Raw genomic sequence first — 25,030 nt, 5'->3', positions numbered from 1 at the left:
TTTGCACACCGGGTTAATAAAAGGGAACAGAAGCATCAGTAATTTCTCCCGTGTTTTCCTGCTGCGATCACCAATAACATGATCCACAATGTGTTTTATACGGGGTTCCCAAGCTTGCCAAAACCAGCGTTGATTATGTGATAATTATTTTGAATGAAGTTAATTTGAATTATGCTAATTTAAATTTTCTTACTATTATTAATAAGTAAAAAAATGGGTACTGTTATAGAGATGAAAAATCAGGTAAAGGTCTCAGCTAATATAAAAACTTCTGAGGTATTGATATATGTCATCATGTACAAGTAAAATTATTGGTTTTTTCCTTTTAATCTATACATTATTTACGCCTTCTACAATAATTAACGCTTTAGCGGAAGCTAATATAAAACCGGAAAAGTTGCATACTCATTTAGAAAAAACTAATGATACCTCAGAGCTTGATATACCACATGTTATTGGCAGCAATGTCCAAAGGGTAAGTCATATTTTATCTTCTTCCCCTTCAAAACTCGTAGAACAGGCAACATCCTATGCTTTGGGTAAATTTAATAGCACTGTTTCCTCTGAAGCCCAGAAGTGGTTATCTCAATTCGGCACAGCTAAAATTAACTTTGGTCTGGATAGAAAAGGCAAACTGGAAAATCATTCATTAGATCTGTTATTACCTCTTTACGATAATAAAACCAGCTCGCTACTTTTTTCTCAATTAGGTTACCGTAACAAAGACAGCCGGAATACAATTAACGTTGGTTTTGGGGGACGTTATTTTTATCAGGGCTGGATGTATGGCCTAAATGCCTTTCATGATCATGACATTACGGGTAAGAATAAGCGCCTGGGATTAGGTGGTGAAATATGGGGGGATTATATCAAGCTGGCGGCCAACGCGTATTATCGGCTAAGTGACTGGCAAATTTCGCGAACCTTCGAAGAGTATCATGAACGCCCCGCCAATGGCTATGATATTAATGGAGAATTCTTCCTGCCTGTTTACCCTAATCTCGGGGGCAAATTATCTTATGAGCAATATTTTGGCGAGAACGTGACTTTATTTAACCGGGAGACCAAACAGAAAAACCCCAGTCTGGTCAAGCTGGGGATAACTTATACGCCAATCCCCTTGATAACCATTGGGATGGATTATAAACAGGGGGAAAGAAATCGGACTGAAACCCAATTTCTGGCAAGTTTAAATTACCGAATGGGTGTACCGTTGAGTGCGCAGTTGTCATCCGATAATGTGGAATCAATGCGTACCCTGTCAGGTAGCCGTCATGATCTAGTAGAACGAAATCACCATATCGTGCTTGATCATCGGAAAATCCCAGTGGCTGAGTTTTTTGTGCCAGAAGGGAAACCGCAGGGTTACAAAATAAAAGATAATACCCTGACCATCACGACCCAAGGACATACTGAGAAGGATGGCAATTTAACAGCGGATGGGACCAGTAAATATATCTATAAAGCGATTATCGTGGATAAGCATGATCAGAATGTGAAAAAGGGAACTATTATCTCTCATGTGGTTTGGAATAAAGATAAGTCTGTCGATGGACTGACGTTAAAGGCTTCCGAAGGGAGTGTGCAAATAGATAACGACAAAGGGGAATTAACCGCCGAGTTATCTATGACGGGCGGGAAAGAAGAAAAAGACATTATTGTCTCCCTGTCTATTGAAGGAAGCCCTCCCGTCGTCGCGAAAAAGAAGCCTGCAGTCTCTTTTGACAAGGCCAATGTTTTTCTAAGATCGCTTCCAGACACACTGGAGATTAACACCCCTTATGCGCTAACTGTCGTCGCAAAGGATAAAGATGGCAACGCGGAAGCTAACAAGAAGGTGACGTTTACCTCTGAATCGGCAGAAGTTAGCTTTTCCCCCTCCAACACGACAATTGGGGCTAATGGTGAAGCCAACACAGCCATGACCAGTAAAACCGCTGGGGCATTTAAGATAAAAGTCACTGTTGAGGGGTTAGCTACCTTGGAGCCGACGGTCACCTTCGCGGCACCGGTGGAATTTGATATTTCCAGTGTTGAAGTAACCAATTTTGATAAGCAAAAACCATTAATGGGTGATGGAAAAAAGGAATATTACTACAGGGCATTAATTGTAGAAAAATCTAAGAACAAAAAACATATTCCTCCTCAGACATTAAAAAATGTGCAATGGACACACGATCACGGCGGAATAGATAAAGAAAAACTCCCTCCACCCACTCCCTATTCCCCAACAGGCGGAGATAAATTTAAACCCGATGAGAATGGGTACTTATACGCAAAATTGAATAGTTCTGTTGGTGTTGAAAATGTTAAGGTCACATTAACAATACCTAGATCAAGTAGTGATGATACAAAGACTTTTGTCAGTAAAGAGGCAGATAAAAACGTGGACTTCACACCGGTTACTCAACCTGCGGTATTGTATGCTTATAACACCTATACTAATGAAAACAAATACTTTGATAATAAAAGCGGTAAACGTCATCCGCATAACATTTTTTGGACTTTGCGAGGAGAATTGAGAGCATCCGAAAGCTCTGGTCCCTTTAATAAAGATGAAATCATTTATGGTATAAAAGATGTTTATTCACCAACCTATGGAAAAGGGATGTTATCAATTGGTGCTGACAAAAAGGGCCCCATACAATTTAACGCGACAGGCGATGCCACAATAACTGCCACAATAAAAAAACACACTGGAGAAATTCAATTCTATGAATATAAAATGTCTACCCGAAAACTTATCCCCCCTCCTAGTGAGGGGTATCATGATATAACTGATAATATTGTTTGTAGTTATATTACGTCTTCTCCCAACGATATAAAACCTAAGCTATTTTCAGATAAAGAGGCTTCTGACCCTACCAATATTTATAGCCTGTTTAATGAATTTGGTAATTTATATAATTGGGGGGTGTTTAGCTTTATCAGCGGGTTGGATAAAAATAAACCCACTATTGTAGTAGAAAATACCAACTCTGCTATTCGGCAAAAGTACAGAATTTATGATTTTATTAACAATACTTTTGATAAGGCATTAAATGGTATTATTTTATGTTATTTGACCAATATAAAACAGCCCATAAAATGAAAAAACCTTATAAAATAATATAGTATTTCACCAATGAAAAAAAATTATCAACTGATAACTTTTTTTCATTGGTTTTTTAGTTATTATTTATTTAATGTAAAAAACAAACTCAACCATTAATTTGAAAAAACACTTTCAACATAAATAAGTTATTCCATTCATTATTATCCATAGCCAGAATTAATAAAAAATGAGGTAATATAATGACATCACCAATTAATAAAATGACAGTTTCAGCTATTAATAAAGATGATTTTGTTATAGGCAACCATGTTACATTTACTGTAACATTAAATTCGAATCAAGGTATTTCAACGGGAAATAAAGTAACGATAAAAAATACTAGTAATAGATATATAACATTCGATTCAAATTCTGTTGATCTTAAGAACAAAAAGGGAGATCTTACAGCTAATGCACAGTTTGGGTTTACAATCCTCCCGAACACACCGGTCGGTACTGATATTACATTTGAAGTAGAAACCGATGCTCAGGCTGGTGGAGTTAAGTTTACAAGTCAAAAAGTTATGGGTAAAGCTAAAACGCCAAGACTGCCAATGGATATTTCAATTGACAAAAACGCTGATTTAGTCATAGGTCAATATGTTAGTTTTACTGTCACATTAAGTACGGACGGATTTATTAACTTGGGAGGGGTAGTAGTTATAAGCGATCAAAGTAGTAATATAAAATTCGATCCTTTTCCTGTTACTCTGATTACCTCACATGATACAAAAACAGCCATTGCACAGTTAGGGTTTACAGTACTCCCGACAGCAACAGATAATGAAGATATTAAATTTACAGTAAATACGACTGCAACGTCTACTACTGGCACTGTCTTTAGACCTATAAAATTTATGGGTAAAGCTAATGAAATTGATATAAATTCATTAGCACTTTTTGTTGAGAAATTTTATCTACAAGTGCCACTAGATAGTAATTCCATTAAGTCACAATATACAGCAGTATATACGACGTTGAAAAATAAAAATACTCACAAAGCGTTGGTTGGTACGCCTGTATTTATAACATCACAACAGCAAAATAAAATGGAAGAGTTTGACTTTAAGGATGCCAGCAATAGCAATTCTCTCTCTCTTCAAAAAATTGGACCTGCAGGTAAAGGGTTAGTTATCGCGTCGAATGAAAGGGGTATAGTGAAGTTTTATCTCTATACTAAAGAGTCACTGGTAAGTGTACTTAACTTATTGACTCTTATTCAAACCAAATATGAAAATGGAGCTATGGCTCTAGCTAAGAATACCATTTATGCCGTTAACTATATTAACGTAGGTTATTTAAACTCTATAGGAATACCCAATATTGTTGGTAAAGATCCTACTAATTTATTTGGAAATATTTCGGAGTCGGGTTTCTTAACAATTATAAATAGTTACCCAGGCGCATCAAGAGGTGATACCATTTTATTTTTCGTTAATAAAATTTATACTGGTCATTCTGTAAATATCAGTGATCCAACCACACAGTTTCCTAATTACATAGAACTACCTTACTCTATTTTTAAAGAAGGTGATACATCTTATTTTTCTTATACTGCAATTAAGCTGAATGGGGATGCATTGTATTCTATAGAATTGCCAGTGACTTATTTAGGTGGTGTCCCTTATGAACCTGTGTCAAATGTTAAAAGAGATTACGAACTCTGCAGAGTTCATACTAGTCTTGGTGTTGGCCCAGATAATATTATACCTCCTGATAATGATATTAGTTATAGTAATATCATGCAATATCCTGGATATAAACATAAAGGATTATTTATAGAGATCTTACGTTCTGATACTATTGTTCAAAAAGCAAAAACAAATCCAGTCCCATTAAGCATATCAGACATCACCCTAAATATATACGTAAATTCAGACAATAAAAGTTTTACACTTTCTTATACCACTCCAATTGGCTTAGAAAATATTGGTGGTATCGGGAATAAAGACTCTATCTTCTTCCACATTCCTTATGATGATATCGTTGGTGTGAATTGGAGAGGTAATATCAGCTTTGATTATGAATTCTTCAAAGATGAAACAAAACAATATAGTGCAATTTGGAATGGCAATATTGGCACTGTGCCAGACCACACGTGATAATTAATTCATTGTAAAGAATAAGCACTATAGCCAATAAATTTTTGAGTTACATTGTAAGAGCAAGGGAATAAATCCCAGCAATATAGTTTGCTATATTACTGGGATGGGTAAATGCAATCAACAAAGAGATAACTTGAAAGAATACTGGCATATCCCATTTTTATAACATAGATGAGGAAATAGAGATATGTCTAATACAATGGAATTTTCCTTACCTGATAATGGTAATTTAATAATAGGGCAAAGTTTTTTATTTACAGTGACACTATCATCTGATGACAATATAGATGATGGTTCTACTATCTCATTTTATAATAGCAATAATATTACTGTACCACCTGATGCTATCCCCTTAACACTAGATCAAGGCAAAAAAAAAGCTGCAGCAACAGTCATTCTTACTGTACTTAACTCTATAACGGAATATGAAAAAATTTATTTTAGTGTAAAAACTTCATCTAGTGGTTTTCAACCTAAAACGCTGCAAAGCACAGTAAGAACCATTGATTCAAATTCAGTGAGATTAAATATTGATAACCCATTTTTGGCAATTCCGATATCATTTAATATCTCTCAAATTGACTCTATATCAACTAAAATTCATACAATGATAAGAGATAAAAATGGCAAAACATTATCAGGGGTGCCTGTATTTATAAAAACTAATACCATTAATGAGTTAGGAGAAGTAAATATTTATAATAATGATAAAAGTAAAAAAATAAATGTTAATAAATTTGGCGATTTCCAAGGGATTTTTGTCAACTCAGACAATAAAGGCAAGGTGGAATTCTATATTTCCCCCAGAAAATCACTACCCTTAGTGATTGAATTATCTTCTGCAATACCAAACTCAACCGACTATGCTTTCTCTAAAAATCCTATTTTTATTGTTGTTGATAACATTAAAAACTATCGTCAATCTTTGGAAATAATAACTGCTGTTGATGGTAATTTAATATCAAAAGGAGAAAGTAAATTTTGGGTAGATATGTCACCATGTGATGATCATGAAATTGGTGATTTTTTATTATTTTTTGTTAATGAAAAATATAAGTACTACATGAGAGTTCTTAATAAAAACAAAAATTCCCCCTGTTTAATGGAGTTACCTTATTTTATTTTAGAAAAAAATAATATATCAAAACTATCGTATTTTTTTATTCAGTCAAGTGGCTCTATAATGGCTAAATCTCTCCCTGCTGATGTCACTTACAGAGGAGGGCCCAATAGACCGTGGACAGATATTGATAGAATATATGAACCTTGCCAGGTTTATTCTAGTTTTGATGAAATTATAGAACAGGATGGCGATATCAATAACAAAAAGATATCTAATCATACCCACAACTCAGACGATGCAGGTTTGTTTGTCAGAATAACAGGAACTAATGATAACAAAGAGAATACTAAAGTAAAATTTGGCTCAGAAATCATTTTAACTTTATATATTAATTCGAGTACCAGAACGATAAAACATGTCTTTAAAGGTAGTATGCCCTATCAACCAGATAACGCAGGTGAAAAAACAGCAACATTGAAATTTAATATACCTTATAATTTATTAAATAATAACTTGGCATTTCCATATCGCGATGGAGAGATCTTCTTTGATTACCAAATTGGTGATGATAATGATAGTGATGTGACATATGGCGGCATTTGGTCTGGTCATATTGTTACATTTTAAAATGTAACAATATAGAGATAATACCTTATTAGAAATAATTCAATGAAAATTAATCATTAAATTATTTATTACTCTATTAAATTTCCAGAGTTTTTTAAGCTAAAATTTAATTTTATTTACTATATATTTAAAATAACTTTTAGAAAGGTGATTTATGAATGAAAAAATTACTTTGTCAGCTCCTGAATTCCCTCAAAGTAATTCAAATGGAATAATTATTATACCTGACATTATAGCAATGCATATTAACTATATAATGATGAAAGTGAATTCATATGAAGGCGTAGAGTTATTAGATAAAATAGAAGGGGAGATTTATTTAAAAGATAATATCAATGCTAAAGTGAAAAGTATTCCTTATCATGTCACTCCAGATCAACTAAAACAGGATTTCTATCTTTTATTGTTTCATGTGAATGAAATAGAGATATCTGGCTTATGTGAAGCTAAATATATGGTAAAGGATTTAGACGGTAATCATATTTATTCACCAACATCAAATATCACTCTTATAGGAGATTATAAGATGGATTATTCCGACAATGAAATTATTTTCCTTGACGCTAAAAGTTCCATATTATGTTTACATAAAATCGAGCTTGAAGGTGGAATTAGAGTTCGTGCTAAATTTAAAGACCTGGTGGATTATGACACTATAGTTATTACCGCTAAAATTTTGGGAGAAAATAATGTCGAATTGATGGTTCTTAATTCCGACAATATAATATTGAGCCATGATCAAATAAATAGTGGTTATGCAGATTATACGATTAAAACAAATAATGTTAATTTTTTAGAAGTAAAATCTATTCTTGCGAATTTTTCTTCCTCTAAGAAAATAACATCCAATTATACGCAAGTTTCCATTTTTAATGATTTAGATATTGTCAATGTTAAGGTACAAACAACTAAAAATATTGGCTCTATTTCTAATGACAATCCCGATATAAAACCTTTTCTAACAGCAGTTATATATACTGATTTAAATAGTAAACCAATTAATGCTCAACTAACAAATGCTTACTTTAGTAATGGTGAACATAATACAGTGGTAGATAATATAGATCCGAATGGAGTGGGTTACCTTCATATCTATAGTGACGATATTACTAGAAACAGTGTGTTAAGTCTTAACTATGAAGATCCTGTTATTGCCTATAAAGTCCCCCTGGATTTTTCAAATTGGATGCTATCTTCAGGGGAAGAGCTTTCTTATACCTATAGTTCTTATGGTGTCGCAGATGGAATTTGTCAATGTTTTCTTCTCATCAAACTTTTATCAAATAAAATTACTTCCATTAAAGTGAGTTTCAATAGTCCTGATATTAAGATTAATGGTGTTAATAACATTTTAGAAATATCTGATCCCGATAGTAATAAGATATTAATTTATCCTTTGACATCCGAGAAAGCTGTTCGAACTAATTTCACTATTAATGTTAGTGGTGTTTCTATGGATCAGATTAGCAATACTATTGTTTTTGTTGACCCTCTTACACTTTGAGTAGAATAATATGAATATTTCACTGAAATTTATTCAATCTTATGAGCTATTCCAAGGAAATTCGGTTGTTAATATTCAGATTTTAGCTTATGAAGAATTTATTACATTGACTGAATTAAACCTAATTTTTGAATGCTCATTAGGTAGCTTTGTCGTTAATGGTAAGGATACAGGTCAAAAAAAATTGGCTTGCCATACAGATGGGACAGGGGAAGCCTCTGTCTCGATCATAGGCCCGGATGTAGGTGGTGATGGTCAGTTGACTGTCTTTCTTCAAGAAAATGGCAGACAAATTGGTATACAACCCTACCATTTGAAAGCTACAGCACATTACACACTTAACTTTAATGTAATCAGTGACAATGCAATGGCTGATGGTGTGCAGAGTAATAAGGTTAAAGCGACTCTCACAGGAACGGGCTCAGGGGTAAATCTCATCAAGCGTAAGTTGGATTTAAATGTTACAGGGTCTGCTTCTTTTGAAAAAAATCAGGTAATTCAATCCACTTCTGTAGATACTGACGTATCAGGAAATGCGAGTTTTGAACTTTATGACACAAATGAAGATGGTGAAACTGTAACACTCACTGGTTTCTTGAAAACCAGCAAAACAGCGCATGCAATAGAACAAATCCATTTTCAGCGGAATCTGGATTGTGAAGCTTCTCCTCCCAGCGGAGGGATATATATTAGAATAATTATTACTTATTCCATTAATAATCAACAGTATCTTTTGCGCCAGCGTGAATGTGATCATCTGGTGACTGTTCATAAGCTGATTGCAGGCGGGCAGCAGGGAGAGCAAACTTCTACTGGGCAGAAGTGGGTAAATTTTTATGATTTAATGTTTCCTTTTGTTCTTAAGGAAGAGCAATATTTTTTTGGATTAGCTAAGAATTTTATTAATAAGTCATCAAATACATATAAATCCTATTGGATTATTGCAAAACTAGATGAAAAAGGGCAAAAAGAAATCGTAGATAGTGGCTACTGGGATAGTTATTACGATGTAGGATTTACATATAAAGCTGGTGAAAGCCAATTTATTTATCTTCATAGTCAAGTTAAAAATAGCAGCAACAAATATCCTTATATTATATACAAAGTTCTTCCGAATGGAAAAATGGGGAAACCAACAGAACAAGATAGCTGGGATAATTTCTATGAAGCTACATTCTTCTTTTCAATGGAAGATAGAGAATATATATATATCCATACAAAAGTAAATAATAATGCTTTTACTTATGAGTTAAGTAAAGATGGAAAGCTAGGTAAAAAGAATACTTTTAATACCTGGGAATATTATTACTACCCAGAATTTACATATATTATTGAAGATAAATACTATTATGCAGGGCAAAGATTTTATGACAACTATTGGTTTACTGCTTATATATTTCCTAAAGGACGTCCAGATACGGTAAATGAGCATGAAAATCCATGGGATACGAATTATCAATATCTGGTTCCTTTCTCCATTGATGGAAGGCAATATTTTTTGAGGCAAGATCAGAGTAAAGACCATTGGTATATTGCAGAGCTTTTTGCTGATACTAGTATGGGGAATGATACTGATTCCAGTGCTAATCACTAAGCTCCGTTAAGTTAATATGTATTCAGACAAAAGTGGCCCACTCTATTGTGGGCCACTGCTATTAATTAAAATAGTTATTAGAAATTTTAAATGTCAGAATGCCTTCCGCCATCAGGCCAGTTTAGACTTCCCGTTTGTCGTATCAGTCCAGGCAGTGATGATGGTTGACTTCGTCTGGCTATCAAACGAGTCAATAAAACTGCTGGCACCGATATTCGGGGAGAATCCGCTCATCGCCTGCACCAACGTATCTACAGCATTGTCAGACAGGGCCTTATATTCGCGTTCGCCTTGTGCATCTTTATCGCTCATCAGGGTAACGATATTCGCACGGTTACCATGAAAGTAATTATTGAAGGTCACAGAGCCTACCGTTTCAAACTGCCCCTGTACCGAACTATCCCGGACATTGCGGTTGGTCAACAGAACCAAATCGTAGCCACTACGTTGGAACCACACGTTTTGCCAGTTGATATCGTTGAAAACGATCTTGTCACTTTGTTTGATATCTTCAACCACATTATCAATGACATTCCCGCTGACCACAAAACTATTGACACCCGTTCCTCCCTTAAAGCGGTTCTGATATCCACCCAGTACCAGCAGATCATCGCCGTCACCACCATTAAATTGGCTGAACTTGGAAACCACATCGGCGATCAGATGATCATTATCCGTACCACCATTGATTACCGCATGATATCCCATCAGTTTGATAGAGTTACTGCCGCTGTTGCCATCAATTTGGTTATAGTTACCAAATACGGTCGCAAAGTCGTCACCCTCTCCCAAATCCACCTGATTGTTATTACCAATAGTGACGACATAATCCTGATCTTGACCGGCATCAATACGGTTGAAGTTACCTGACGCCACGATATAATCGCGTCCTTTGTCGCCTTGAATCACACCGCCTTCACCGAAAGCAAAGACCTGATCATTACCCTCTCCCATGTAGGCGTAGTTAATGCGTCCGGCCAGTACAGCAACGTCATTGCCTGCACCACCAAACATCATATTTTCGCGCCCCATCAGAACGCCCACGTCATTACCTTCACCCCCAGTGAAAATATTGGAGGTTCCTACAGAGTAGAAGACATCATCGCCACGGCCGCCCCAGACGTTGTTGTTATCTCCCAGATACGCACCAAGATCTTTACCATCACCACTCCAGTTAAAATTGTAGTTACCGAGGGAGATGTGAATATCACCGTCACCTTGCAGGTGACCGCTGTTGCGCAGGAAGTCAAACGTTTTGTCCTTCATGTTCAACAAATCGGCTGTCAGGTTCTCTTTCAGGTTAGTGACCAGAGATTTCATCTCCGCTTGTTTATCCTGATTGAACAAAGTCGCAAACAGATTTGGCAGGTTCAGAGCATTAAACCCAAATGCACGTTCTGGTCGTTCAGCTTCGGTTTGCTCAGCCGGCTTATTACCTTCACTCAGGGATATTTTGCCTTCCTTTGCGTCAACAGGCGCTTTCGCTTTCAATCCGTGGCTTTCTGCGAAAGATTTAATACCATCAGTACCCGTATTTAACCCCGCTTTTAAGCCATCAAGTAATTTGTCCGGATCAGTGAATGCTTTCAGTTGATCACCACTGAATTCTCCGATGATCTCCAGCATTTCCCGCAGAATAGCAACACCATCCACGGGTTGACCGGAACGGGAAACAATGCGTCCATCTGGTGTGTAATCGACCCCAAAAATATCTGCCAATGTAGTATCAGCTTTGACGCCAGCAAGATTTCCCAATAGCTTGTTCTTGATCTGACGTGGCAGATCCGTCGGACTGAATGTAAAGGTGGTTTTTGCCATACCTGTTGAGGTGTATTGCTGAGTCATCAAACCAAACAGTGAACCCAGATTGGTATCCAGTATTGATTGAATATTGTCACCAAACATGAAGTTCCAGTTGCCGGTTGTCACCTGAATATCAGCGCCTTGCCCACCAACAGCAAAGTTGAAAGCCAGTTTCTCATTTGCCTGCCGGAACTTATCTGCCCGACTGAGGCTTCCCGGTTCAGGTTTATTACCCACTCCTCCCAACCATTGGTTGTATTTTTTGTTCAGGGTACTTTCGAGATCGCTTTTCAGACCACGACTGCTACGCTCATTCTCTGTGTTGAGTTCAGTCAGGGTTTCATATTTGACACTGCTGGTCAGATCGAGGCCCGACAGATCGCTGACATATTTCTTCGCACCTTCCAGACTCCATTGTTGATCCTGCTTTGCCAGCCAATCCGATGAACCTTGTGAGCTGGCAATATCTTGCAATACGCCGGAAATACGTGCCGCACCATCAAATGGGTTGACCAATGGCGGTGTCGGAATGGATTTTTCCAGCATCACAATCAAATCATTGCTACGTCCCAGGTTGAAACTGACGTTACGGTTACCCACAAACAGTTGTGCACCTTCAAATGCCTGATAACCAGCAATATCTATACTGTGCTTGCTGTCACCATGACCAATGTGAACCATCACATTGTTATCACCGAAAGCCAGAGATTTAAAGCCACCTGTTCCCACTTTGATCCCGACATTCGTGGTTCCCCAGTTGATAGCAGTAAATTCTCCATCCCCTACTTGTACCTGAATATTGCCGGAGTAGCTCAGATGCTGGTCAGAAGATGCTGCATTCGGTGCATTATTATTTTGCAGTGCCTTGTCATTCTCATACTGCTTCGGCGCATGGAATGTTTCGCTGTTTTCTGCAATCGCCCCTTGCGGTTTGGCCTCTGCATTGCCGTGCCCCACACGGGACAGAATAATATCATTTTCAGAGATGCCGCGACGGATCCGTTCAGAATGAGTTTCCACTTCCCCTTTCCCATTCCAGCCCAACACAATTTTATTATCTACCAGCTTATGAACCCATTGCTCCTGAACATCACGGGTATGTTTACGGCCAATGCTGTCTACCGCAACTTCACTGCTGCGTGCTGACACGGTAGTGCGGAGCCCTTGCCCATCAAGTGCTGAAATAAAGCGTCGTGCGAAACCGTCACGTTTATCATCACGGATCAATGAACAGCCCACAAGGCTGATATGTTCCGGTATACCTGCCTGTTTGAAGTTTGTACTGAATTGTTTCAGTTTCAGTGCTAATTCGTCAGCGCTGTATCCCGCCATGCGAGTCAGATGCTGAGTTGATTCATCACGCCCGTGTCCAACAATCTGCCAGCGTAATTTGCCAGACAATTTAGCAGGATCACCGTAAACCACACGATACTCACCATTTGCATCAAGCTGGACAACAACACTGGTATCAGGGTGTTTACCTGCCAAACTTGCCGCCGCTTTGGCGACCGTCGGATCATTTTCTGTCTGGATGATAACCTGACCATCAAAGCGGCTTTCACCACCTTCCGCCTGTGGTGTGACGGTAACGCGTTCCCATGATTCGACATTTTTATTGTCAACCACGCGGTCAACACTTTCAGGCAGATTGTCCTTAAGTGGTGATTTCACCACATCGGTAATTTCAGGTTCTGCACGTGCTTTCATCGGCGTTTCATCAAACACGTTCAGATCAAGGATATCCCTCATGCTGACATTGTGTGTGGGTTTATAGGTAGCCAGTACACCGCCATCCATCACCACTACACGGTAAAAAACAGCTTCACCCGCGCTATTTTTCGGCATCTTGTAACTGTTTTCCATATTCAAACCAGTTTTGCCGAAGAAACGTGTCATGTAATCGCCAAATTTCTCGGCAGAAGAAAATTCGATAATACCGACATTCGGATCATAGAAACCATAGACACGATTTTCACCGCTGCCTTTCGCCCACGCACTCATCGCATGACCGGGCGCATCCAGTTCAAGGAGAACCGGTTTACCATCGGTATTTACCGCAGTCACTTTATTAATTACGCCATTAACAGTCAGTGCCCGCTCGCCGTCCAGCTTTTCTTCCCATACTTTGATAAATGTCTCATACATCGGGTTACGGGCATGCAGGGCTGCCAAAGACCCCAAGAACTTATTGGCATTAGCGAGTTCAGTCGCTGAATACAGATCTGGATTATTGAGTACGGCGGCTGTGGAGTACATTTTTTCCAGTAATTTACGGGCAACGCCGTCCTGACCATCGTTTTCAAGCTGTTTCGCTACCAGAACCAGCTTTGATAATGGGTCACAACGCCCACCATAGCCATCATTGGACAGATTCAGGAACAATGTCTGTGGTGCAGGCTGTTCATTTGCCTTAGTATCAGCAATACCCGCAGAAGCTACATCACGGAACAAGAGGTGGAATTTCTCAGCTTTCTCCTGGAAAGTGGCTTTTAAGGCCTTACTTTCAATTTCCCATGTCAAAGCACCTTTTTGTTCTGCGCTCCAGTTTCCTTTAACCAGCAGATCCACCAATTGCTTGATGCTCATGTCTGAACGGAATCCATCCACGATCTGTTTGGCATGGCCCTGCTTATAACCTGCCAGAAAATCTTCTGTTGTGCGGATATCATACGTGGTTATGCCTGCTTTGTTTACCTGTGGTTTCAGCACTTCACCAACGCTTTTCAATTCACTCCAGATATCTTTAAGTATTTCTGGTTTATGAGGCTGATGTTGCACATCAAACAGACTAGTCACAATCTGCCGCGCAAATTGCTTCATTAATCTGTTGCTATCTTCATGTCCATAAAAAGTATGTTCACCCGACACCTGATAACCTTCTGCGACGAGTCTGGAACGCAGATTTTCACCTTCAGACCCCAACCCTTCGCTATCGGTCAACAACATGATTGGTGTCTGTTTCGAGATACCTTGCAGATTTTTTTCAACCGAAAACCGCCCATTCACCGCTTTTGCCAGCACCCCTGTGATCCCAGCAGGGTTTGGTACTTCATGGGCTGTAATGGCTTTGGTCATACTCGGCATTGGGCGATCAAGCAACAGACCGGATACTGGTTGTCCACTGTGTTCTGCATAACGGGCCAGATCTGCCGCAATCGGGCCTCCCATTGAGTAGCCATGAATGATGATATTTTCTGGTTTGATGCCACGATCATTCACCAGGTAGTGGAACATTGTGCGGGCATCCTGATATAACCCTTTTTCACTCGGATGTCCGTCACTGGAACCATAACCCCGCATATTGACCGCCAGCAAATCAATACCCTGTTTTTGGTAGTGAAGCTGGATAGCATCGGCTTGTTCTTCCGCTGATGAACCGGAACCATGAATGAAAAGTACAACTTTTTTCGTTATACTCTGTTCTGTAGATGCCTCTGTTCCCTGAGCAGAGAGATGGTAATAGCCTGTCAGGCGTCCGGCACTGCCTCGTAATGTCACTTTATCGGCTGTGCCGTTATTAACCGCGTGATCCAGCAATATCTGGGTATCTTCATTGACATTGCGGCGGGCATCTTTAGCACCATAAAGTTCGTTATTCAGGAAGCGTGCTATCGGGTTAAATGGTTCCCGCTCACGTGGTGGCGTACCATCATTATCAATGGCGACATTTTCCAGTACCTTGTTTTTATCTTTGCTTTCGCTGCTACCCGGCACTGTCAAATCTTCACCGATCAGACGGTTTGGCTTTCTGACTATGTGCTCAGCCTGCGCTTCCTGCAATGCCTGCGCATAATTGAACAACTCATTTGGTGTCCAAATGCCAAAATGTGGCCGCCATTTATGTCCGATGACCTGATCCGCTCCTCCCGCTTTGAGAACTTTGGCAACAATACTTGAACAGTTACCTGTCAGTAATTGGTAACGGGCATCAGGATTCTGGCTGATTTTATGCCATTCCGCCTGCATCGCTGCCGCATCCAAGCCTGCCAGATTAATACGGAAGACACGTCCCTGATCGGGTTCACTGGCCTTAAAGTCCTGAATATTACTCAGTTCATACTCTGCAAATTGACGAATCACATTGGCAATGCGTTTCTCAGTCAGTTCAGGTGAATGCTGTTTTGCTACTGTCCGCAGTGCTTCGGCAAATCCCTTACCCACTTCAAACATATCTATGCGGCCATCTTCCCACTGTTGCATATACGGGCGCGCAATATGCTCCGGTATGCCGGCAGATTTCAACAGATTAGGATTCGCCAAAGCAGCCATAGCAAAACCTTCGCTGATGTCTTCAAATCTTGCATCAATGCCTTTTGCTACCTGTAACTTTTCAATAAATCTTTCCAGCTTACGTGCGCCATCCTGCAAGCCAAAGTTATCATTTTCTTCGGAAGAGACATCCAGCGCCAGCGCTCCACTTTGTCCTGCCGGTTGGCTGAGGTCACGCCAACGGAGTTTTACATCCGGATACTCCGCTGAGGAAACATCAAAAATGCGGCCAATGTTGGTTGACTTGCCACCTTTCGGCCACCAACTGACATAGTTTTTCTCATTAAATTCCTCTGCATTTTCTGCACTGACTTCAATACGTCCATGTCCGATTTGCAGGGCTGCATGGCCTAACCGACTGTGATCGCTTGGCTTCCAGATAAACAAAGTGGCGCTGATCGGCGATAATTGCTGTTCAATGGCCTGATGTATCTTTTTCAAACCAGAGATATCAATTCCCTTGCCATCTTTCGCCAGGTCACGGGCATTCAGATTTGAGAAAACGATTTCTGTCACTGACTGACCATATTCTCTGGTGATGGATGTTTTGACTTGCTCAATCGCTTTTTCTGCACTTTCTGTTTTCGTGGCAATCTGAATATTGGATTTACCACGGGTAACAAAATCGCCCTGCTCATCAATATAAAGGTGTTTCGAATCTTTCAGGTTGGCATTACCCAGTTTGTTATACAGCTCACTGAAACTGCCCTTCCCAGAACTTTCTACAGTAGATTCTGCAAGCGTCGTTGACTCGTCAATCCGCACATTAATTTGTGACAACAAGTTTTTCAGTGTTGGCGCACGTTCTGAATCCGGATGCCCCAACAGATAACCGTCCACCTCATGATGTAAATCATAAAGTTTTTCAATGGCATGAAGGTCATAATCTTTACTTTCTTGCAGCACATTTTCATAGCTTCTGAGCGCATCCAGTACATTCTGATAACTGTCGCCACGGATTTTGCCTTTAACGTAAGCCGCTTCCTGCAATTCACTGACAGACATCAAATCTGTTTTCGGTTGGTAACGCCAGCTACCTTCCACTTTTTCAGCCAGAATACGGGTACGTCCGTTATCATGGGAAACAATGCGATCATCCACCAGATATAACTTATCAGGCAGTTGAGCATAATTGTCATAGTTGGCGAGGATAAAACGTTCAATAGCTTTAATCTGAGCTGTATCATCCTGATCTTCTACAATAATGGTCTTGAAGCTTGCGTTCTCAGAACCATTATCACGATTGCCCGGCCAAGGGCGGACTTCAAAACCTTCCTCATCATCAGATTCACGTACCAGCAAATTACGCTCTGTACGTAATCCATAGAATGGCAATGCCTGATTCAGCAGATTGTCGATAGCGCTGGTTTTGATATTCAGATCAATCAGTGTATCCGGCTGATATCTGTCAGGGTTCAACGCAAGGCGTTTTTCCTGTTCTTTAAGGCTAAGTAAGTCAAAACGTGCTTTTACGGAAACGCCCGCTTCTGTCAGCCTGCGGCCAATCTCTTCAAGCGGTACGCCCTGATACTCTTTGGCTGCTTTATCCAGCAGACGGATTTCTCCCACTAATCCTTCACGCTGTAATTGACGCAACACTGGCAATTCAACATTCCAGAAATAGTTGCCCAAACGCAGGCCACCCTCAGCAATGACATAGACATCATCACGTGATCCGGTTGCATACAGGGAACTCCAGAAACCCGTATTACTCAGTGTAGATGCGTTAATGACTGATTGTAGTGCATTCTGCTGTGCATTATCTGAATCAAGGAAAATGCCGCCCCAACGCATCAATATCTTGTTGAGTTGAATAGCAAAAGAGTTACCTTCTACATCTGTATCGTAAACGACCTTTTTACCGTCCGTTTGGGCTGCGTCAAGAATGTCGCGGTATTGTTTAAAGTTCTTGCCAGACCAGAACGACACGATGCTTTTATCACCATGTGTAGGCTCAAAACTATAGCCATAGTGCTCAAGTCTTGAAATAAATTCGACCCGCTTATCCCAGTCATAGTCGATTGTGGCATCAACGAACAGTTTCGCCAGTGAAGATCTCTGTTCTTCCGGTACACTGTTTTCAGTTCCGTTCAGGTAACCTTCAACAAAATTCACCATTTTTTGTCTGAGATCGTCAGGGATATCTGCATCCACACGTTCAAAGCCCGGTACTGGAATGTAGTTTTCGGTCGCCACATCGTTATCACTGTCCAGCCAGCGGTAAACGTCAGCCACTTTCTGTGCTCTGATCGCTGCCCCAAAGTCTGTTGATGTCTCTGCCGCTTCCGGCTGTGCCAGCGTTTCCCCCAGTGCTTTTAGCCCGCTGAGATCCAAACCAGAAATTTTCTGTTCTTTTCTGACAGAATTGACAGGCCTATCCGCCATACTGCTGGCAGACGCAGATGTATCAGTAGAGGTATCAGGAGCATTGACGGAAACGTGGCTATCAGCCGATGACTGCGCAGTTTCCTCACTTTGAGCATTAAGATTAGTCTGCCGCTTTCTGATACGCACTCCGGCATTAATCTGTAAACGATCTAACGCTTCTTTTGCATCGTCAAGTTCGTTCAGATCTTCTTCCAGATATTGCAACTCCATACTGAGTCCCTCCTCTGTTTCAACAGAAGAGTCGGAATCAATATAGCTATTGACTTTTTCGGCGTGATTTTCAACCGTTGTTTCAAACGCGTTTCCAGTATAAGTCGCGGATTGCCCCTTAACTGACAATCCGCTTCCCGTTGCTTGCGCCCGGTTCGGCAGGCTATTGCCATCAAGTTTCGCACCTTTAGCATCAGATTGTACTTGTGCCGTTTTTATCTCCGCCGCAGACACTGCATGTTGACCACGCTGTTCTGCTTTTTGTACTGCGGATTTTCCATCACGGGCAGACTGTTCAGCCTGTTGCATGCGAGCTATAGCTTCTTGTTCCCGCGATTCTATGTCGGCACGGGTTTTCTCGATGTCCTGTAAAGACTGCTGATGGTTTTGTTCCCCTTTGAGGATACCTGACTCAGATTTGGTGACTGCGTCTTTAATATCACCCAGTCGTTCTGAAGAGGCTTGTTGGGAGTGATCTAGTTGCTGCTGTGCAATCTCTTTTGCAATATCCAGTTGGGATTGCAGATTTCCCAACAAACCATCAGCAAACTGATCACGCCACTGACTGCCGGATTGTCCATGATGCGTCGCATGATCATTCAACGCTTCTAATCCTTTAGTTTTTGCCATCAACGCGTTGGTCACTGCCTGTGCTTCATCATTGATAGAATCACGCTGCGATTGACCATTAGCCTCCAGTGCCTCCAGATCGGTATTTTCCAGTTGTGCTTGAGTACCAGAAACCGCTGTCAGTTGCTTATCTCTTTCCTGCTCCAGACGTTGACGATCGGCTTCTGCTTTTTCCTTATCCTGTAAGGCATTCTGGGCTGCCTTATCCTGTTTCACATGCTTAGCAACGCTACTGCCTGACAGTTCAGATTGAGCAACAACGTTATCCAAAACGTAACCCAAACCATCACTTCTGCCAGTACCTGCAAATTCGAGTCGGTTACTTCCCTCTTGTGCTTTCAGAGTTAAGGTTTTGTTACTCCATGCTGCCTCACCTGCGGAAACTGAAAAAACAATTTCGCCATTCCAGAATACACACATCCCATTATCAGCAGAAATATTGGTACGCCTTGCGAAGTCAAAACTAACTGTGATGGACTCTCCTTCGGTAAGGTTGTCAATATCCTGGTAAATACGGGTATTAGTATTGGTATCAAGTTCACTGACACGCTCACCGTGTCCCTTCTTATTTAGCCCATAAGACTCAGCAGAAAAATCAGCTTCAACCCCACTCGTGGACTGCCAGGACTGCCATCCCACAGAACCCTGCTCAAAATCACCATTGGTAATTAAGTTATACCCCTGCGTTTCATCGCTCAGAGCATTCTGGATTGCATCAGTGTCTGGCGTATTCACTTCTGATACTGTTCCTTTCAGGCTGTCGCCCAACTCAGAAGTCACTTCATCAATCTCTGTCAGTCTGAAACCACTCAGTGAGGAAACCTCTGGCAAGTCAATGGCACCACGCCCTTTATGGGTTCCCGATGTGTTGGCTTCATCACCATTAACCAGATAATTGATGCCCTGACTACCAGCAGTGCCGAGCACTGTCTGCTTAATGTTATCAAACAGTGCCCCTAACTTATTGCTCTGGGTATTACTTTCGGCCACGGCAAGGCTGTAGAAATCACCGTTACCTACCTGAATTGCCACATTATTTCGGGCATAAGAGGCATTAACGTTCAGGCCATCACCGACACGGATATTAGCATTGCCTGTCCCTTTCATGACGGAGATATTCAGGCCATCCCCCACACGGGTATTGACATTGAATTTCCCCCAAGCCACGTTGACAGAGACGCCATCACCGACTTTGGTGTTCACATTCAGGTCGCCATGCGTCGCCGTTACACTCAAACCGTTACCGACTGTCGTGATGATATTGCCTTTGCCCTTAGCCGCAGTTACTTGAGTGCCATCACCCACTTTGGTGACTAGATTGCCCTGACTCCACAACGCGTTGAAGCTATCTCCCTCGCCAATCTGAGTGACAATATTGGCATCACCTTTAGCAAGTACGACATTACGCCCATCACCCACTTTCGTGATCGCATTCGCTTTGCCCCAAGCACCGGTGTAATCATCCCCATTACCTACATGAGTAACGATATTGGCTTGCCCTTGGACAACAGTGATTTCCTGTCCTTCCCCCACCTTAGTGATGATATTTGCTTCACCTTTGGCAAAGTTGTAGCGATCTCCATCACCATAATGGGTCAGGATATTGGCTTTGCCCCAAACTGCGTTGACGCCCGAACCATTACCCACTTTGGTAATGACGTTGGCTTCACCTTTGGCAAATCCGACTGTGGTTCCGTCACCAATGTGAGTCATAATATTGCCGATTTTAGAAACCAACAGACCAACAGCAGTTCCATTACCCACTTTAGTCAGAATGTTTCCTTTACCGTTCAACAAAGCGGCCGTTGTTCCTTCACCAACATGCGTCACTACGTTGGCCTCTGAAGCAGCAACGACGCCCATAAAATCGTCACCGATTTTTGTCACGATATTGGCTTTGCCCAATGCAAGCACACCTGTCAGGCCATTACCGACGTGAGTCATAACATTAGCCTTACCGAACATAGCAGCTAATGTTGTGCCATCACCGACTTTCGTCATGATGTTAGCCGTACCGGCAAACAAACCGATGCTGGTTCCTTCACCCACATGTGTATAAATGTTGGCCTTGCCTATCATCAATGCCGCCGTCAAGCCATTGCCGACTTTGGTCAGAACGTTTGCACCGCCAATCATGGCAGCAAAAGTGGAGCCGTGACCAATCTGAGTAAAGATATTGGCTTTGCCGATCATCGCAGCCAGTGCGTCACCATTACCGGCTTTCGTCGCAATGTTGCCCTTGGCGATCATCAAAGCAACGCTGGTGCCATCACCAATGTGAGTAAATACGTTGCCAAATGCCAACATTAACGCCAGCGCATTACCATTACCCACTTTGGTAAAGATATTGCCGCCGCCCGCCATCATTGCGAACGCATTCCCTTCTCCGACATGGGTAAAGATATTGCCGACTGCTAACATGGCGGCAATGGTTTCACCATCTCCCACCTTAGTGAAGATGTTACCCGCCGCAGCCATCACACCCAATGTTTGTCCATCACCAACGTGGGTCAAGACGTTACCCAACCCCAACATGATGCCGGTAGTATCGCCATTGCCAACTTTGGTCAGAATATTGGCACCACCTAACATGATGCCGGAAGTTGTTCCATCACCAACATGCGTCAGGACGTTAGCACCACCTCCCATAACAGCCAAGAGGTTGCCCTTGCCCTTTTTGGTCAGAATATTGGCACCGCCCAGTGCGACTGCTTTTGTATCAGAAGAAAGTGGATTAGAAGTATCACTATCACTGCTAATATGGGTAATAAAGTTGGCACCGCCGAACGAGCCAGATTCGAGATCACCTTCCCCTATCTTGGTCAGGATATTAGCTCCCCCGGCCAGAACAGAAGAAACATGGCCCTGCCCCATTTTAGTCAGGACATTGGCACCACCCACACCAGACCAGACCGCATCCCCATGACCAATTTGAGTGTGAGTATTAAAACCCCCTCCCATTGAAACGCGGCTATTGCCATTACCTTTGTGGATAGAGATATTGCCGACCGCCAGAAGATGAGCAAGATAGCGACCATCACCAACGCGAACCAGTACGTTTGCTGCTCCGCCAGCATTGACTTCCATATCCCCACGCTTTCCCTGGTGAAGAAGTACGTTGGCAACACCGGCACCATTAAAGCTCAGGTTTCCTTCCTGGCCTTTTTTGATGATGACGTTGGCGCCACCCGCCCCCTTAAATTCTGTGTTACCGAATTCGGAAGTATGTTCAATAAAATTGGCAATACCGGCACCGTCAAAGTAGACATTACCTCTTGTCACGTTAGATTTGATAACGTTACCGCCACCAGCACCTTCATAACGAACATCACCCGAACTTTCACGTCGTTCAGTGGCCGGAAATAGCGACTGCTCGCTATATTCGTGTGTCCTGGCAACACGGTCACTCACTGTGTGTACCACTTTGGCGCTATAATGGAGATCACTCAGTGAATAACCTCCGGTGCCCATACTGTGATAACCATTGCCCGCAGAAATGATTTCGTTTGCCAGATTGGCAGTGTGATCACCTTCCTTATACCAAGGGCGGGCGATGTATTGCAGTATTCCGGTTTCTGGATTATTCCTTAACTCAACTACCACAATTTTGGTATATATGCCCAGTTTTTTGGCATACACATAGGTGTTTGGCATCCGGTTAGATTTGACCGCTTTTACATCGACAGTCGTGCCATCCTGATAAATTGCATATCCGCCCATTCTGGCATCTGACAAAACAATATCAGCCGCATTAACCTGGATACCATTACCGTAAATCACCCATGCGTTTTCCGTCAGATTCTGCTGTACTGCCTGAATTGTGACAAGTTGCTGACGTTCAACAACCAGATTTGACAGGGTATATGCGCCGTCAAGATTAACATCCACAAAACCACCCTGAGCAGAGATATCTTGTTTCTCAAGCCCTTTAAGGTGATTTCCTTCTTTATACCAAGAGGTTGAGTGATAGATCAGTTTTCCCGTTGCCGGATCATTACGAAGCTGAACTTTATTGATTTTAGTATAAGTACCATCTGCAAAAGCAAACAGATACGTGTTCGGCTCTCGTGTTGATTTCAGGCCTGATACCTGATGATCGCTGCCAATCCATGAACCATTCATGGTGGCATTTTTCAGAACGATTTCTCCGGCATCAGCGTATTCTATCCCTTCACCGCTGAAATCATTGTCAGCACCTTTACGAACAATCTTGTTATAACCGCCTGCACCAGTGAAATGGATATTCCCCTGTTCAACATCGGAGTACAGGTTGTTATAACCAGCAGCCCCCTTAAACTGGATATCTCCCCGCACACCTTTGCGGGTGATGCCATTGTATCCAGATATACCAGAGTAATTGATAGCACCATTGTCACCGGTGTGGTTGATTTGCAACCCACCGGCAGCCCCGGCAAACTCTACCGTTCCGTTATGTGTTTTATTAATAGTAGCATATCCCGCACCGCCTTTTACGGTCAGAGAGCCACTGGTGTCATTGATATTCAGATAACCCGCGCCGCCGACAATAGTATCATGTCCCCATGTAGTATTGACTGTAGCCCCAATTGATCCGACGACAATGTAATCATTACCACCGTACGCATTGATGACGCCACCAACGCCGATGGCGTGTATTGTGTTACCGTCATTATCATCTTCGTATTTACCGGTAAAGAAGTATTCAGTACTTCGATTAGATGATTTCCCCATAAATATTCCTGGTGTTGGGCAAAAAAATTAAACAGTAAACCACTGCACCCGGCGGATACAGCGGTCATTTTTAATATCCAGAATGCCCCGGACAGTACAGGCTTTCTGCCCTTTCCACGCTGCAAAAACACGGCGGCGCAGATCGCAGGCAATGTCACGCGCATGTCCGAAAGGCGCTATCATTTCTGGAAAAAAGATATGCTGACCAGAACGCCAGTCTTCATGCATGATTTCCCGTTCACCGGAAAGGATTGCATCCCGACTGCTGTCAGACAAAAAAGCCCAATTACAAAAAGCAACTGGGCGTTGGTATTCATCTTCGTAATAGCAAAACTGATTGAGCTGAAATGACGGTAAAATACGTTGTTGCCATTCTGCAACTAAATAGCGTCGATGCAGGGGAGAATGTTGACAAAGTAACATCACCCCACCAATTAATGCTTGTATTTCAGTCTGACTCAGTGTTGCTGGTTGATGTGTGATCATCATAATCGAGCAACTATCTGGTAGGATTTTACTGATTTTATTTTGATTTTTTCGTGTTACGTGCCGTCGGTTTTACAGATTGTTCAACTTCAACAGGTGCTGCATTTTCGTCCATCTCTGGCATCGGCAAAAACCCAGCAGCAATCAGCTTATTGATTTCAGCTTCCATACGTGGATCTTCGAGCATACTTTTCACCATAGAAACCATATACATAAAACCTGATACCGGCATATGGATAACTTGTTTTAACGCCAATTCTTTATCGTTTTCCGCCAGTACCCCATTTGCCATTTGATGAGGATCTTGACCAACAAAATAAAGAGAAAACACACCTTTATTGTAATTAACGCTTGAAATTGTTTGAACGAATTTTTCAGACATATCATTATCCATTAAATAAATATTAATCCAATGTTAAGAACATATTAAATTAAAAGAGAATAAATGATAAATGAACCTTATCTTGATTAGGATAATTTTATCATTAAATCCCTCTATTACATGCTACCTAATAGGTTAAGTAGCACCAAAAACACCGTTACAACA

Annotated in this window: 8 protein-coding genes and 1 pseudogene; 5 read left to right on the top strand and 4 right to left on the bottom strand. The window is 41.3% G+C overall.

Going from position 1 to position 25,030, the window contains the following annotated elements; all coding sequences use genetic code 11:
• Nucleotides 1-123 (bottom strand): annotated as a pseudogene (locus AAC147_RS00155) (IS1 family transposase); the annotation flags it as partial.
• 163 nt (nt 124-286) lie between these two features.
• On the opposite strand from AAC147_RS00155, the gene AAC147_RS00150 reads away from it, so the two are divergent.
• The 5 genes from AAC147_RS00150 to AAC147_RS00130 all read left to right on the top strand — a co-directional run bounded on the left by AAC147_RS00150 (nt 287) and on the right by AAC147_RS00130 (nt 9,987).
• On the top strand, nt 287-3,091 hold the full coding sequence (locus tag AAC147_RS00150) for an inverse autotransporter beta domain-containing protein (RefSeq protein WP_052189367.1): 2,805 nt from the start codon (nt 287-289) through the stop codon (nt 3,089-3,091).
• Nucleotides 3,092-3,294: 203 nt separating this feature from the next.
• The gene (locus AAC147_RS00145) at nt 3,295-5,196 is read left to right on the top strand and encodes a hypothetical protein (protein WP_047678781.1); all 1,902 of its coding nucleotides are present in this window, start codon (nt 3,295-3,297) and stop codon (nt 5,194-5,196) included.
• Between the two features lie 190 nt (nt 5,197-5,386).
• Nucleotides 5,387-6,889 carry a hypothetical protein gene (locus AAC147_RS00140; RefSeq protein WP_047678778.1) on the top strand — a complete coding sequence of 501 codons (1,503 nt, stop codon included), beginning with the start codon at nt 5,387-5,389 and terminating at the stop codon, nt 6,887-6,889.
• A gap of 154 nt (nt 6,890-7,043) precedes the next feature.
• The gene (locus tag AAC147_RS00135) at nt 7,044-8,393 is read left to right on the top strand and encodes a hypothetical protein (RefSeq protein WP_047678775.1); all 1,350 of its coding nucleotides are present in this window, start codon (nt 7,044-7,046) and stop codon (nt 8,391-8,393) included.
• A gap of 10 nt (nt 8,394-8,403) precedes the next feature.
• Entirely contained in the window at nt 8,404-9,987 is a 1,584-nt protein-coding gene (locus tag AAC147_RS00130) for a hypothetical protein (RefSeq protein ID WP_047678772.1), read from the top strand.
• A gap of 111 nt (nt 9,988-10,098) precedes the next feature.
• Here AAC147_RS00130 and rtxA read toward each other — a convergent pair whose 3' ends face one another.
• Genes rtxA through rtxH form a run of 3 tightly spaced genes read right to left on the bottom strand, consistent with a single transcriptional unit; the run spans nt 10,099 to nt 24,865 of the window.
• A complete protein-coding gene (rtxA, locus tag AAC147_RS00125) occupies nt 10,099-23,997 on the bottom strand; it encodes an MARTX multifunctional-autoprocessing repeats-in-toxin holotoxin RtxA (protein WP_047678769.1) in 13,899 nt (4,632 codons plus the stop codon).
• Between the two features lie 27 nt (nt 23,998-24,024).
• Nucleotides 24,025-24,486: an RTX toxin-activating lysine-acyltransferase RtxC gene (gene rtxC, locus AAC147_RS00120; RefSeq protein ID WP_047678766.1), complete on the bottom strand. Its 462-nt coding sequence runs from the start codon at nt 24,484-24,486 to the stop codon at nt 24,025-24,027.
• Nucleotides 24,487-24,520: 34 nt separating this feature from the next.
• Entirely contained in the window at nt 24,521-24,865 is a 345-nt protein-coding gene (gene rtxH, locus AAC147_RS00115) for a protein RtxH (RefSeq protein WP_047678763.1), read from the bottom strand.
• Between the last annotated feature and the right edge of the window lie 165 nt (nt 24,866-25,030).

The organism is Xenorhabdus sp. NBAII XenSa04, from assembly GCF_963866145.1.
Classification (GTDB): domain Bacteria; phylum Pseudomonadota; class Gammaproteobacteria; order Enterobacterales; family Enterobacteriaceae; genus Xenorhabdus; species Xenorhabdus indica.
Note: the sequence above shows the minus strand (reverse complement) of the source record. Positions and strands in the feature narration are given on the sequence as shown.